The organism is Micromonospora sp. Utrum1 (assembly GCF_057197805.1).
This window is the reverse complement of the sequence record NZ_CM170071.1, coordinates 6,670,133-6,682,830: the sequence shown is the minus strand read 5'-3', so window position 1 is coordinate 6,682,830 and position 12,698 is coordinate 6,670,133. Positions and strand designations below refer to the sequence as shown.

11 protein-coding genes are annotated in these 12,698 nt (G+C 74.2%); 7 read left to right on the top strand and 4 right to left on the bottom strand.

From position 1 onward, the window contains the following. Positions 1–24: 24 nt before the first annotated feature. Entirely contained in the window at positions 25–1,866 is a 1,842-nt protein-coding gene (locus AC0OLQ_RS31380) for a M48 family metallopeptidase (RefSeq protein ID WP_484529185.1), read from the bottom strand. A gap of 292 nt (positions 1,867–2,158) precedes the next feature. Here AC0OLQ_RS31380 and AC0OLQ_RS31375 point away from each other — a divergent pair, with 292 nt between their 5' ends. Genes AC0OLQ_RS31375 through AC0OLQ_RS31365 form a run of 3 tightly spaced genes read left to right on the top strand, consistent with a single transcriptional unit; the run spans position 2,159 to position 4,477 of the window. Further along, complete coding sequence (locus AC0OLQ_RS31375; protein ID WP_484529184.1) at positions 2,159–3,184, top strand: prephenate dehydrogenase; 1,026 nt, start codon at positions 2,159–2,161, stop codon at positions 3,182–3,184. 4 nt (positions 3,185–3,188) lie between these two features. Continuing rightward, positions 3,189–3,830, top strand: a complete 642-nt coding sequence (locus AC0OLQ_RS31370) for an SIMPL domain-containing protein (protein WP_484529183.1) — start codon at positions 3,189–3,191, stop codon at positions 3,828–3,830. Next, positions 3,830–4,477, top strand: coding sequence for a nucleoside/nucleotide kinase family protein (locus AC0OLQ_RS31365; RefSeq protein ID WP_484529182.1), 648 nt, complete (start codon positions 3,830–3,832; stop codon positions 4,475–4,477). Before AC0OLQ_RS31370 ends, AC0OLQ_RS31365 begins: the two co-directional genes overlap by 1 nt. Positions 4,478–4,678: 201 nt before the next feature. Here AC0OLQ_RS31365 and AC0OLQ_RS31360 read toward each other — a convergent pair whose 3' ends face one another. Then, complete coding sequence (locus AC0OLQ_RS31360; RefSeq protein ID WP_484529181.1) at positions 4,679–5,245, bottom strand: sugar O-acetyltransferase; 567 nt, start codon at positions 5,243–5,245, stop codon at positions 4,679–4,681. A 115-nt stretch (positions 5,246–5,360) separates the two neighbouring features. Here AC0OLQ_RS31360 and AC0OLQ_RS31355 point away from each other — a divergent pair, with 115 nt between their 5' ends. Beyond that, positions 5,361–8,723, top strand: coding sequence for a S8 family serine peptidase (locus AC0OLQ_RS31355; RefSeq protein WP_484529180.1), 3,363 nt, complete (start codon positions 5,361–5,363; stop codon positions 8,721–8,723). Between the two features lie 89 nt (positions 8,724–8,812). On the opposite strand, the gene dapD is transcribed toward AC0OLQ_RS31355, so the two are convergent. After that, positions 8,813–9,772, bottom strand: a complete 960-nt coding sequence (gene dapD, locus AC0OLQ_RS31350) for a 2,3,4,5-tetrahydropyridine-2,6-dicarboxylate N-succinyltransferase (RefSeq protein ID WP_357339027.1) — start codon at positions 9,770–9,772, stop codon at positions 8,813–8,815. A 24-nt stretch (positions 9,773–9,796) separates the two neighbouring features. On the opposite strand from dapD, the gene dapE reads away from it, so the two are divergent. After that, entirely contained in the window at positions 9,797–10,870 is a 1,074-nt protein-coding gene (dapE, locus tag AC0OLQ_RS31345) for a succinyl-diaminopimelate desuccinylase (RefSeq protein WP_484529179.1), read from the top strand. Between the two features lie 56 nt (positions 10,871–10,926). On the opposite strand, the gene AC0OLQ_RS31340 is transcribed toward dapE, so the two are convergent. Beyond that, positions 10,927–11,088, bottom strand: coding sequence for a hypothetical protein (locus AC0OLQ_RS31340; RefSeq protein WP_484529178.1), 162 nt, complete (start codon positions 11,086–11,088; stop codon positions 10,927–10,929). A 155-nt stretch (positions 11,089–11,243) separates the two neighbouring features. Here AC0OLQ_RS31340 and AC0OLQ_RS31335 point away from each other — a divergent pair, with 155 nt between their 5' ends. Both AC0OLQ_RS31335 and AC0OLQ_RS31330 read left to right on the top strand, forming a co-directional pair. Continuing rightward, a complete protein-coding gene (locus tag AC0OLQ_RS31335; protein WP_484529177.1) occupies positions 11,244–12,110 on the top strand; it encodes an LOG family protein in 867 nt (288 codons plus the stop codon). Positions 12,111–12,112: 2 nt separating this feature from the next. After that, complete coding sequence (locus AC0OLQ_RS31330) at positions 12,113–12,658, top strand: LOG family protein (RefSeq protein ID WP_484529176.1); 546 nt, start codon at positions 12,113–12,115, stop codon at positions 12,656–12,658. The last annotated feature ends 40 nt before the right edge of the window (positions 12,659–12,698 follow it).

Here is a 12,698-nt window from a genome sequence, read left to right as displayed (position 1 = left end):
GGAGGGCCGGCCGGCGCGACCGGGTCAGTCGTTGATCTGCTCGAACACCCGCAGCAGCGTGTCCCGGCTGTGCTTCTCCAGGAACTCGCTGGCCATGAGCTCCTGCACCTGCACGGTGCGGCCGTCGTGGAGGGTGATGGCCGCCCTCAGCGGCACCCGCTTCGTCACCTCGACCGAGCGGATCTCCTCGTACGGCAGGAACGGGTTCCGGCTGGCCACCTCGGCGACCGGCGTCGCGCTCAGCACCTCCTTGAGCCGCTTCTCACCCTCGTGCGCCTTCCCCGGGTCGGGGACCAGGACCAGGCCGTTGTCCAGCACGTACACGTCGTGCTCCCGGCCGTCGATCTTGATGTTGGCGAGCGCGGCGATCAGGTCGGCGTTCCGCGCCGAGGCCCGGGCCTGGACCACCCTCGACTGCCGCACGTCGACGCCCAGCTCGGCCAGCCGGGCGAGCGCCTCGTCCAGGGTCTCCGGGGCGACCGCCAGCTTGGCGATCTCGGCCAGGTCCCACGGCTCGCCGGAGCGACCGACCAGCCGGGCGGGTTCGGACCAGGAGAGCTGCCAGTACGCCCGGCCCGAGCGGACCGCCGCGTTGTCGAGCAGCGTCTCCATCGGGCCGGCGAAGGCGGCCGCCGCCTCCCGGCGGGTGGCGTTGGTGAAGAACTGCTCGGCGAACTCACCGAGCCGGCCGGCGCGGATCAGGTCCAGCACGGTGGGCAGGCCCGGCTCCGGTGTGCCGGTGAACCGGCCGGCCGCCCGGTAGATCCGGTCCGCCCGCTGCTGCACGCCGGCGGCGATCGACTCGGCGATGAACTGCGGCCAGGGCAGCAGGCGGCGGGAGCCGTGCGCGACGATCAGGCTCTGGAGCGCCCGGCCGGCCCCCACCACGTCGGCGAGCATGGTCCAGGCCGGCCGGTCGTCCGGCGTGACGTGCACCGGAGGGATCTGGTCCATCGCGGCGACGCGTGCACCGATCGGCGGGTGGGTGTCCCAGCGGGACTCCGGCCGCTCCGGGGCGTTCTCCCGCAGCTCGTCGATCTCGTCCCGGCGCGCGTGAAGGAGATAGCCGAAGCCGCCGAAGAAGTCGTCCGGTGCCAGCCCGACCGACCAACCCGGGTCGACGTACCGGGTCTCGTAGAAGCGCCAGGCCGCGTCGAGGGCGGGCAGGGTCCGCAGCGCCGAGGCGGCGGCCTGGTGCCCGGCGATCCGCACCGACGCGCGGTCCGCCTCCAGCTCCTGGCGACGGGACGCGGCGTTGTCGACCATCAGGTAGAGCTTCGCGTACTGCTTGAAGACCCAGCCGATCGGGTTGCGCGGGCTGATCCGCTCGATGGTCTCGCCGATGGCCAGCCGGCCCCGGTAGGCGACCCCGCCGAGGCTGGTGTGCCGGCCCGAGTAGTGGCCCAGTTCGTGCGCCAGCACCGAGCGGAGCTGGTCGACCCGCATGGCCTGGAGCAGCGGCAGTCCGACGTAGAGGGTGCGCCGGCCGCCGATCAGGCCGAGCAGTCGGCTCTGCTCGCCGACCGCCGCGTTCACCTCCGGCACCAGCCGAATCTCGTCCGGCGCGCGGGTGCCGACCGCCGTGGCGAGCTCCCGCACCGTGGCCCAGAGCCACGGCGCCGCGCGCTCGTCCAGGATCAGGCCGGGCGCCGGCTCGTTCTTGGTGCGGATCGCCTTCCACAGCCCGACCCCGACCGCGCCGAGGGCGACCACCAGCGGGAGCAGCAGCTTGCCGGTGACCAGGCCGCTGGTGTGGCTGAACAGCCAGACGCCGAGCGCGGCCACGGCGGCGAGCTGGAGCAGCGCGACGACGTAGAAACCGATCAACATGACCACCGAGGCGAGCGCCCGGTACGTGGCGGACATGTGCTTCCTTTCCCCGTTGATTCCGGCCCGTCCGGTTGGGCCGCCGGGGGACCGTACGACGTGAGCGCTGCTCGGACAACCCCCTTCCGTGCCCATCCGGTCCGCCCTACGACCTCCGTCGACGCGCACGGGGGAGGACGAGGACATGTGGCCGTTCCGGCGGAGGGCGAGGCGTTCACCCGGTGGCGGCGGACGGTGATGGAGGGCCAGGGCTGAGCACCGGACGGTATCCTCGGCGGGACTTCCAGCGGGGCCGAGCCGGCTCCGGACGACGCGACGCCGAGGTGGGCCGATGGTGGGCGGGGCCGGCGGGCAGGCACGCGTGGCGGTGGTCGGCACCGGCCTGATCGGGGGGTCGGTGCTGCTGCGGCTCCGCGACGCCGGGCTCGACGTCGCCGGCTGGGACCCGGATCCGGCGACCCGGCGGCGGGTGCAGGAGCAGGGCGGCGCGGCGCCGGACACCGTCGAGGAGGCGGTCGCCGGCCGCGACGTGGTGTTCCTCTCCGGCCCGCTGCCCACCCTGCCCGGGATGCTGGCCCGGGTGGCCGCCGTCACCGACGACCGGTGCGTGCTCACCGACGTGGGCAGCACCAAGGCCGAGGTGGCCACCGCGGCCGCCACCCAGGGGCTCGGGCACCGGTTCGTGCCCGGCCACCCGATGGCCGGCGCCGATCGGGCCGGTCTCGACGCGGCCACCCCGGCCCTGCTCGACGGGGCCGCGTGGGTGCTCTGCCCGGGGCCGACCGGGATGGCCGCGTTCCGGCGGCTCGCCGCGCTGCTCATCGACGTCTTCCACGCCCGGGTGGTGCCGATGTCCGCCCCGGAGCACGACAGCGCCGCCGCGCTCGCCTCGCACCTGCCGCACCTGCTCGCCGGGGCGCTGGCCGGGACGGTGCAGCGCTCGGCGCTGCGCGACGCGGTGCTCGCGCTCGCCGCGGGCAGCTTCTCGGACGGCACCCGGGTCGCCGGCGGCCCGCCCGAGCGGACCGCGAACATGCTGCTCGGCAACCGGGAGCGGGTGCTCGCCGAGCTGGACGCCGTCCGGGCCTACCTCGACGAGTTGGCGGAGGCGCTGCGGGCCGGCGATCCCGGGAAGCTGGCCGGCCGGCTGGCCGAGGGCCGCACCGCCCGGGCCGCGCTGCGTGGCCGGGCGTTCACCGCCCACCGGCGCGAGTTCCCGGCCGCCGTCGACCACGCCGGGGAGCTGGCCTACCTGCGGGAGCTGGGCGCGGCCGGCGGCCACCTGACCGGTTGCCGGGTGGCGGGCGGCTCGGTCATCTACACGGCGCACCTTCCGGCCACCCCGCCACTAGGCTGAGCGCATGGCGGACGCACCGGTCGTGGCGGTACGCGGCGAGGCGTACCGGGAGGTCGCCCCCGAGCTGGCCCGGTTCACGGTGACCGCGACCGCGCGCGACCGCGACCGGGAGACCACGCTGACCCGGCTGGCCGAGCGGACGGCCGCCGTGCGGGTGCTGCTCGACTCGGCCGAGCCGGCCGTGGAGCGGCGGGAGACCGGCCAGCTCCGGGTCTGGCCGGAGACGAAGCGCTCGGGTGAGCGGGTGGTCGCCTACCACGGCAGCGTGGCCACCACGGTCACCGTGGCCGACTTCACCACGCTCGGCGAGCTGATGCTCCGCCTGGCCGACCAGGAGCAGGTCGAGGTGGCCGGCCCGTGGTGGTCGCTGCGGCCGGACAGCCCGGCGTACCGGGAGGCCCGGCACGCCGCGATCGCGGACGCCCTGGCCCGCGCCCGGGAATACGCCGAGGCGCTCGGCGCCCGGGTGACCGCCCTGCTGGAGCTGGCCGACACCGGCCTGGCCGCCGCCCCGCCGATGCTGGCGAAGGCGGGCTTCGCGCGGACCGCGGAGGCCGCGCCCGAGCTGGAGCTGGACCCGCAGCCGCAACCGGTGCAGGCGGCCGTCGAGGCCCGGTTCACCATCAGCGAACCGGTGCTCGGCTGATGCCGCCCGCGCAGGTGCTCCCGCTCGACGAGCTGGTGGCCCGGGCCCGGGCCCTCGCCGGGGACGGCCCGCGGCAGCTGCTCGGCATCGCCGGCGCGCCCGGGGCGGGCAAGTCCACGCTGGCCGAGCGGATCGTCGCCGAGGTCGGTCCGGCCGCCCGGCTGGTGCCGATGGACGGCTTCCACCTGGCGCAGGCGGAGCTGGTCCGGCTGGGCCGGGACGCCCGCAAGGGCGCGCCGGACACGTTCGACGTCAACGGCTTCGTCTCCACCCTGCGTCGGCTGCGCCGGCTGGAGCCGACCTCGGTGTGGGCGCCGGCGTTCCGCCGCGACCTCGAGGAGCCGATCGCCGGGGCCATCGAGGTGCCGCCCGAGGTGCGGCTGGTGGTGACCGAGGGCAACTACCTGCTGCTGCGCGACGAGCCGTGGGAAGAGGTGCGCACCCTGCTGCACCAGATCTGGTTCCTCGACCTCGACGCCGAGCTGCGGGTGCGCCGGCTCACCGCCCGGCACGAGGCGTACGGGAAGACGCCGGAGCAGGCCCGCGCCTGGGCGCTGGGCAGCGACGAGGCCAACGCCCGGCTGGTCGCCGACACGGCCGGGCACGCCGACCTGGTGGTCCGGTTAGCCGACCCCCTGCCGGGGTGACGGCACGGCCCGGCGCAGCAGCCGGGCCACCACCGCCCGCTCGCGGGTGAACTCGGCCGCGTCGGGATAGCCGCATTCGACACTCCGTGCACCCGCAGTTCGAGCACCCGTTCCATCGCACCCCCTGGGTGAACCGTCCACTACCCAGAGTGCAATCTCCGGCCGGAATCCGCACCCCGGCCGCGGCGTCGTTTTTGCAGCTCAGGCGGCCTGTTCCAGGTTCCGCACCGGACGGGCAGGGTTACCCACCGCCACCACATTGGCGGGTAGGTCCCGGGTCACCACGGCGCCCGCGCCGACCACGGTGTTCGCCCCGATGGTCACGCCGGCCAGCACGATCACCCCGCCGCCGAGCCAGACGTTGTCGCCGATGGTGATCGGCTGGGCCGCCTCCCACTTGGCCCGCCGGGCCGCCGCCTCGACAGGGTGGGTGGCGGTGAGCAGTTGCACGTTCGGTCCGATCTGGACGTCGGCGCCGATGGTGATCCGGGCGACGTCCAGGAAGACCGCGTTGAAGTTGACGAAGGTGCGCGGCCCGAGGTGGATCTGGTGGCCGTAGTCGCAGTGGAACGGCGGCCGGACCCAGACGTCCTCGCCGACCGAGCCGAGCAGTTCACGGAGGGCAGCGAGGCGCCCCTCGGGATCGTCGGCGGAGCTGCGGTTGAACCGTTCGCCGAGCCGGGCGGCCCGGTCCAGGTCGGCGATGATCTCGGGGTCGTCGGCGATGTACGGCTCGCCGGCGAGCATGCGGTCTCTCATGGCGCTCACCGGGCGATCATGCCCCGCGCCGCGGTGGATGCGGTACCCGTTCCGTCGGGTTGGCGACTTCCGATTGCATACGCGGTATGTAATTCTGACGGTTCCCGTCGATGGGTCCCCATCGATGAAGACGCTCCACCAAGGAGGAACGTTGCGCCGAATCCGAAGAAGAATCGCCGGCCTCGGCCTCACCCTGGGGCTGGCGCTGGGCGTGCCCGTGCCGGCCTCCGCCGCCCCGCCGGCGGCCCCGGACGGCGTCCCCGCTCGTGTCGCCCGCGCCGGCACGCCGGTCACCGTCACCCTGATCACCGGTGACCAGGTCACCGTCACCGCCGCCGGCCAGGCGGCGGTCCGCCCCGGCGCCGGCCGCGCCGGCATCGGCTTCCTGGTCGGCCGGGAACGCGGCCACCTGACCGTGCTGCCGCAGGACGCGCTGCCCCTGGTCCGGGCCGGCCGGGTCGACCGGCGGCTGTTCGACGTCACCGGGCTGGTCGCCGCCGGCTACGACGACGCCCGGCGGGACACGCTGCCACTGCTGGTGTCGTACCGGCCCGGGTCGGCCCGCCGGGCGGCGGCGCCGATGGCCGGCGCGCGAATGACCCGCGACCTGCCGGCCATCGGCGGCGCGGCGCTGGTCGCGACGAAGGCCGATGCCGGAGCGGTCTGGGCCGCCGTGACGGCGGACCGGCCCGGCGCCCGGGTCGACGCGGCGGGGGATGTCGACCGGATCTGGCTGGACGGCCGGCGGCGGGTGACCCTCGACCACAGCGTGCCGCAGATCGGTGCCCCCACCGCCTGGGCCGCCGGCTTCACCGGCAAGGGGGTCAGCGTCGCGGTGCTCGACACCGGCGTCGACCTCAGCCACCCGGACCTGACCGGCAAGGTCGCCGACGCGCGCAACTTCAGCGAGGCGGCCGAGTCGGACGACATGGTCGGGCACGGCACCCACGTCGCCTCGATCATCGCGGGCAGCGGGACCGCCTCCGGCGGGAAGTACCGGGGCGTCGCCCCCGACGCCACCCTGCTCTCCGGCAAGGTCTGCGAGAACCAGGGCTGCACCGAGTCGGCGATCCTCGCCGGCATGCAGTGGGCCGCGGCTGAGAAGCACGCCACCGTGGTCAACATGAGCCTCAGCGGCGCCGACTTCCCCGAGGTCGACCCGTTGGAGCAGGCGGTGGAGACGCTGACCGCGCAGACCGGCACGCTCTTCGTGGTGGCCGCCGGCAACGACGGCGCCGACGGCTCGGTCGGCTCGCCGGCCACCGCCGACGCCGCGCTGGCGGTCGGCGCGGTCGACCGGGACGACGCCCTGGCCGACTTCTCCAGCCGGGGGCCGCGGGTCGACGGCGGGCTCAAGCCCGACATCACCGCCCCCGGCGTCGAGATCGTGGCCGCCCGGGCCGCCAACGGCGCCATCGGCGACCCGGTGGGGGAGAAGTACGTCTCCCTCTCCGGCACCTCGATGGCCACCCCGCACGTGGCCGGCGCGGCGGCGCTCCTCGCCCAGCAGCACCCCGGCTGGACGGCGGGGCGGTACAAGGCGACGCTGATGGCCGCGGCGAAGCCGCACCCTGACCAGACGGCCTTCCAGCAGGGCGCCGGACGGGTGGACGTGGCCCACGCGATCACCGAGCAGGTGACCACCGACCCGCCCAGCGTCTCGTTCGGGTTGGCGGCCTGGCCGCACGGCGACGACCAGCCGATCGTCCGCACGATCACCTACCGCAACGGCGGGAGCAGCGCGCTCACCCTCGACCTCACGGCCGAGGTCACCGGCCCGGACGGGCGCGCCGCCCCGGCCGGCATGTTCGCCCTCGGCGCGTCCCGGCTCACCGTGCCGGCCGGCGGGACGGCCCAGGTCACGGTCACCGCGGACACCCGGCTCGGCGGTCTGGACGGCTACTGGACCGGCCGGCTGGTCGCCCGCGGGGGCGACGCGGTCGCGGTGACCCCGCTGGCGGTGAACCGAGAGGTGGAGAGCTACGACCTGACCGTCACGCACCGGGACCGGGCCGGAAAGCTCACCGGCGACTACTTCACCACGCTGATCGGGCTGGACGGCTTCGTGTACCGGGACGTGTTCGACCCGGACGGCGAGGCACGGATCCGCCTCCCGAAGGGCCGGTACGGCGTGAACAGCCTGATCTACCGGCCGGGGGAGGAGGGCTGGACCGAGGTGTCCATGCTGGCCCAGCCCGAGCTGCTGGTGAGCGGCGACCAACGGCTCACCCTCGACGCCCGGCGGGCGAAACCGGTCCGGTACACCGTGCCGCAGCGGGGCGCGGCCCCGCTGCTGATCGACCTCTCGGCCAACTGGTTCACCGAGGAGACCTCATACGGGTTCGGGCTCTGGGCGTCCAGCTTCGACGGCCTCTACAGCGGTCAGCTCGGGCGCGGCGTCTCCGACTCGCTCTTCGTCGGCGCCCTGGCCAGCCAGTGGGCCGAGCCGACGGCGCCGGAGCGCAGCCCGTACTTCTACGCCCTCAACGAGCTGTTCCCGGGCCGGTTCCCGACCGGGTCCGTCCGGCACTACCGGCCGGCCGACCTGGCCACCGTGACCCACCGGTTCGCGGCCGGCTACGCGGGGCTGGAGAACGAGCGGATCGTCTTCCCGGACTCCGACTACAACATCGGCGGCTCGGCGATCGTCGTGCCCGTGCCGGTGCCCGGCAAGCGGGTCGAGCACTACAGCACGACCCGCACCCGGTGGAGTTCCGAACTGGACTTCGGCGAGCGGGGCGAGGACGGCTGGCTGGAGGTGCGGGCGGTGCTGGAGTCGGTGCCCACCCGGTACCGGGCCGGCCGGACCTACCGGGAGGACTGGAACAGCGCGCCGTACGGGCCGTCGTTCCCGCAGCCGCGCTGGCCGGAGCAGGGCATCACGCGCAACGGCGACACCGTCGTCGTCGCGCTGCCGGTGCACAGCGACGCCGGCGGCCACCCCGGGGGCTCGGTCAACGACACCGAGCGGACCGCCCTCTACCGCAACGGGAAGCTGCTCGCCGAGCAGCCCGCCGCGGGGTACGGCGAGTTCCAGGTGCCGCCGGGCGCGGCGAGCTACCGGCTGGAGACCTCCGCCACGCGGGGCTTCACCGACCTGAGCACCGAGGTCTCGGCGAGCTGGACGTTCCGCTCCCGGCGCGTGCCGGGCGAGGACTGGGCACGGCTGCCCGCCATGGTGGTCCGCTTCGCGCCGCCGCTGGCCGTGGACAGCAGCGCCCCGTCCGGCCGGAGCTTCACCATCCCGGTGACGGTGCAACGCCAGCCCGGCGCGCCGGCGTCCCCGGTCGCGGCGCTCACCGTCGAGGTCTCCTACGACGGAGGCAAGAGCTGGCGAAAGGCGGCCCTGCACAAGCAGGGCACGGCGTGGGCGGCCACCGTCCGGCACCCGGCCGGCCCCGGCCACGTCTCGCTGCGGGCCGCCGCCCGGGACGGCGCCGGCAACACCGTCACCCAGCGGATCATCCAGGCGTACCGCCTGCGGTGAACCGGTCGTCCGGGTCCGTGGTCGTCGCGCCGCGGGACCGGACGCGGACGGGCCGGGGCCTCGCGCCCCGGCCCGTTCCGCGTCGCTGGTCAGTCGTTGGCGTGCAGCGCCGCGTTCAACTCGATGCCCCGGCCGGTGCGCGGCTTCGCCTCCAGCGCGCCGGTCACCGAGTTGCGCCAGAAGAGCAGGCCGTCCACCCCGGAGAGGTCGCGGGCCTTGACCACCCGGCCGTCCGGCAGGCTGATCTTCGAGGCGGCGGTGATGTAGCAGCCGGCCTCCACCACGCAGTCGTCGCCGAGGGTGATGCCCACACCGGCGTTCGCGCCGACCAGGCTCCGCTCCCCGATGCGCACCTTCTCGGTGCCGCCGCCGGAGAGGGTGCCCATGATCGACGCGCCGCCGCCGATGTCGGAGCCGTCGCCGACCACCACGCCCTGCACGATCCGCCCCTCGACCATCGAGGTGCCCAGCGTGCCGGCATTGAAGTTGACGAAGCCCTCGTGCATGACGGTGGTGCCGGCGGCCAGGTGGGCGCCGAGCCGGACCCGGTCCGCGTCGGCGATCCGCACGCCGGAGGGGACCACGTAGTCGGTCATCCGGGGGAACTTGTCCACGCCGTAGACGGCCAGGTGCCGGCCGGCGGCCCGCTCGATGACCCGCAGCTCGTCGACCCGCTCCGGCGGGCAGGGCCCGGCCGAGGTCCAGGCCACATTGGCCAGCTTGCCGAAGATGCCGTCGAGGTTGAGCTCGTTGGGCCGCACCAGGCGGTGGGAGAGCAGGTGCAACCGGAGGTACGCGTCGGCCGCGTCCTTGATCGGGTCGTCCAGCGAGCCGATCACGGTGACCACCTGGACCGTACGCAGGCCGGACAGCGCGCGCTCGCCGATCGCGCCGGGCGGCAGGTCGAGCACGTCGGCCTGGTCCTCCCCGGGGACCAGCGGCAGCTCGCCGAGCCCCAGCTTGCCGGTCGGGTACCAGGTGTCGAGCACCTGGTCGTCAGCGGTGATCGTGGCCAGGCCGATGCCCCAGGCAGACTGTGCGGTCGTCACGAAATTGACGGTACCGTGCCATACATGCAGAACCCGTTGACCCCCGAGGTCTTGGCCGATCCGGTGGCGCTGACCCGCGCGCTGGTCGACATCGAGTCCGTCTCGCTCAACGAGAAGGCGATCGCCGACTGCGTCGCGGAGGTGCTGCGCGGCGTTCCGCACCTCACCACCTACCGGCACTCCAACACCGTGATGGCGCGCACCGACCTGGGCCGGGCGCAGCGGGTGGTGCTCGCCGGCCACCTGGACACCGTCCCGTTGAACGACAACTTCCCGTCGACCATGCGCGGCGACCTGATGTACGGCTGCGGCACCTCCGACATGAAGTCGGGTGTCGCCTTCGCGCTGCACCTGGCGGTGACCCTGCCCGACCCGCGCTACGACGTCACCTACCTCTTCTACGAGGCCGAGGAGATCGAGTCGAGGTACAACGGCCTCACCCTCGTCTCCCAGGCGCACCCGAAGTGGCTGGAGGCCGACTTCGCGGTGCTGCTGGAGCCGACGTACGGCATCGTCGAGGCGGGCTGCCAGGGCACGATGCGGGCGGTCCTGACGACCACCGGCGTCCGGGCCCACTCGGCCCGCTCCTGGCGCGGGGTGAACGCCATCCACGCGGCCGGCGAGGTGCTGCGGCGGCTCCAGGCGTACGAGGCGCGGCGGGTCACCATCGACGGCTGCGACTACCGGGAGGGCATGAACGCGGTCCGCATCCACGGCGGGGTCGCCGGCAACGTGGTGCCGGACCACTGCGAGATCGAGGTCAACTACCGGTTCGCCCCGGACCGCACCCTGGAGCAGGCCGAGGCGCACCTGCGCGAGGTCTTCGCCGGCTTCGACCTGACCGTGACCGACGTGGCCGCCGGCGCGCCGCCCGGCCTGACCGCCGCCCCCGCCCAGGAGTTCCTGGCGGCGGTGGGCGCGGCCCCGATCGGCAAGCTCGGCTGGACCGACGTGGCCCGGTTCGCGGCCATGGGCATTCCGGCGCTGAACTTCGGCCCCGGCGACCCGAACCTGGCCCACCACCCCGACGAGCACGTCGAGCTGACCAAGATCCGCGACGGCGCGGCCACCCTGCACCGCTGGCTCGCCTCGTCCTGAGTACGCGACCGGGGGCCCGCGTCGGTGACGCGGACCCCCGGACCGGCCGGCGGCGGTCAGACGGTGGTCGTGAGCGGGGCGTCCGTCTCGCTGCTCTCGCCGGTGAGGTCGGTGTGGTGGGCTTCCATCATCCGGGCGCGGCGGCGTTCGGCCACCACGTCACGGATCCGCCGCTGCATCTGCCGGCGGATCCGGATCATCTCGCTGCTGCTGATCAACGCTTGCTCCTCCCCCGAAGGCGCGCGCCCGGGCATACCCGGTATGTGAATAGTAAGACGTACCAGCGAGCCATTTAGTTGCCCATGATCGGGAAGAATTTCTCCGGGTCGCCCGCCTCCGCACCGCGTCGCCCCGGCTCCACTACGGTGGCCCCATGAGCCAGAGCATCGGGCGGCCGTCCGGCCGCGGGCCGAGCGGGGAGCGGCACCGGGGTGCCGTCACGCTGCGCAACCAGGCCATCCCGACCAGCACCGCCGACCAGCGGCTGCTCGACTCCCGGGGCCGGGGCGACTGGAAGACCAAGGACGCCTGGCGGGCGCTGCGCATCCTGTCCGAGTTCGTCGAGGGCTTCGACACCCTCGCCGACCTGCCGGCCGCGGTCAGCGTCTTCGGCTCGGCCCGGAGCAAGCCGGAGAGCCCCGAGTGCCGGCTGGCCGAGGAGTTGGGCGGGGCGCTGGCGCGGGCCGGCTACGCGGTGATCACCGGCGGCGGGCCGGGCGTGATGGAGGCGGCCAACCGGGGCGCCGGCGAGGCGGGCGGGCTCTCCGTCGGGCTCGGCATCGAGCTGCCGTTCGAGCAGGGCATCAACGAGTGGGTCGACCTGGCCATCGACTTCCGCTACTTCTTCGCCCGCAAGACCATGTTCGTCAAGTACGCCCAGGCCTTCGTGGTGCTGCCCGGCGGCTTCGGCACCATGGACGAGCTCTTCGAGGCGCTCACCCTGGTGCAGACCGGCAAGGTGACCCGCTTCCCGGTGGTGCTGATGGGCGTCGACTACTGGCGGGGCCTGCTCGACTGGATGCGGGACACCATGGCAGCCGAGGGCAAGGTCGGCCCGACCGACCTGGACCTGATCTGCCTCACCGACGACGTCAACGAGGCGGTCCAGCACATCGTGAACGCCGAGGCGGTGCTCTCCGCCGAGAAGGAGGCGATCCGCGAGGAGGCGGTCGCCCGGCTCGCCAGCGACCAGCAGGCCGCCGCCGAGGCCGCCCCCGAGGGGCCGGCGGAGCAGGGCTGACCATGGCCAACGTCTGCGTGTTCTGCGCATCCTCGCGCACCCTCGACGCCCGCTGGCTGGACCTGGCCACCGAGACCGGCGCCGAGCTGGCCCGGCGCGGGCACACGCTGGTCAGCGGCGGCGGGTGCGTGGGGATGATGGGCGCGGTGGCCGACGGGGCGCGGGCGGCCGGCGGCCGGACCCTGGGTGTCATCCCGCAGGCCCTGGTCGACCTGGAGGTCGCCGACCTCGCCTCCGACGAGCTGCTCATCACCGACGGAATGGCCAGCCGCAAGACCCTGATGATCGACAAGTCGGACGCCTTCGTCGCCCTGCCCGGCGGGCTCGGCACCCTGGACGAGCTCTTCGAGGTCTGGACCACCGCCACCCTGGCACTGCACACCAAGCCGATGGTGCTGGTCGACGCCGACGGCTTCTACCGCCCCCTGCTCGACTGGCTGCGCACCCTGGCCGACCGGCACTTCCTCAAGCCCGCCGGCCTCGACCTCCTCCTGGTGGCGGACACGGTCCCCGAAGCCCTGAACCTCCTGGACTCCCGCCTCACCTGACCGCGCCCACCGGGGTCGATCATGAGGTTGACGGCGAAGT

Excerpts from the sequence above, each read along its gene's own strand:
- AC0OLQ_RS31380 (WP_484529185.1), bottom strand. The coding sequence starts at position 1,866 with ATGTCCGCCACGTACCGGGCGCTCGCCTCGGTGGTCATGTTGATCGGT.
- dapE (WP_484529179.1), top strand. The coding sequence starts at position 9,797 with ATGCAGAACCCGTTGACCCCCGAGGTCTTGGCCGATCCGGTGGCGCTG.
- AC0OLQ_RS31370 (WP_484529183.1), top strand. The coding sequence starts at position 3,189 with ATGGCGGACGCACCGGTCGTGGCGGTACGCGGCGAGGCGTACCGGGAG.
- AC0OLQ_RS31355 (WP_484529180.1), top strand. The coding sequence starts at position 5,361 with ATGAAGACGCTCCACCAAGGAGGAACGTTGCGCCGAATCCGAAGAAGA.
- AC0OLQ_RS31330 (WP_484529176.1), top strand. The coding sequence starts at position 12,113 with ATGGCCAACGTCTGCGTGTTCTGCGCATCCTCGCGCACCCTCGACGCC.
- AC0OLQ_RS31365 (WP_484529182.1), top strand. The coding sequence starts at position 3,830 with ATGCCGCCCGCGCAGGTGCTCCCGCTCGACGAGCTGGTGGCCCGGGCC.
- AC0OLQ_RS31375 (WP_484529184.1), top strand. The coding sequence starts at position 2,159 with ATGGTGGGCGGGGCCGGCGGGCAGGCACGCGTGGCGGTGGTCGGCACC.
- AC0OLQ_RS31335 (WP_484529177.1), top strand. The coding sequence starts at position 11,244 with ATGAGCCAGAGCATCGGGCGGCCGTCCGGCCGCGGGCCGAGCGGGGAG.